Here is a 548-nt window from a genome sequence, read left to right as displayed (position 1 = left end):
GGTTGCGTACCTGAACGCCGGCGCGCCGCGCCGCGACGACGGGCCAGATGCGAGTGGGGCTCGTGGCGTTGGAGCCGTGGCTGACCGAGCTGCCGTGGTGTAACCACACCGGCCCGCTCGTCGGTGCAGGCTGCAATGGAGCGTCCGAGTGCAGTGCGATCAGATCTACCTGTTCGTTGTGGGGAAGCCAGATCTCGACCGTTTTCTGCCCGGCCGGAAGGTCGGTGACGGTGACGAGTTCGGGTGCCCCCGGCTCGAAAGTTCGGGTGCCGGTCTGCACATCCATCTCGATGGTGTCCCCGCCGGTGAGGACGTGAGAATGGTGGAAGACGTCGTCGACCATCACGTCGATTGCGCCGCGGGCGCGCCTCGCGCCGCGGTAAGTGATGCGGGTGGCGTGCACCTCCAAGGAGATGTCGACGGCCGTTGTACGCACGGCGATCCGTACCCCGGAAGGCTGCGCTTCCATGAGGGCGAGCTGCGGATCGGCGAACCGTTCTCGGATCAACCGGGGGAGTCTGTGGGGACGCACGCCGCGGTCGGTCGAT

General features: G+C 67.2%; 1 pseudogene. It reads right to left on the bottom strand.

Features of this window, described 5'->3' with window-relative positions:
- A pseudogene (locus J1M86_RS25965) lies at nt 1-508 on the bottom strand (lipase); the annotation flags it as partial.
- Nucleotides 509-548 lie beyond the last annotated feature (40 nt).

Origin of the sequence: Rhodococcus sp. KRD197 (genome assembly GCF_017168235.1) — a bacterium.
In the GTDB taxonomy this organism is placed as follows: Bacteria; Actinomycetota; Actinomycetes; order Mycobacteriales; family Mycobacteriaceae; genus Rhodococcoides.
The sequence above is the reverse complement of the archived record's forward strand: the minus strand, read 5'-3'. Positions and strand labels throughout refer to the sequence as shown.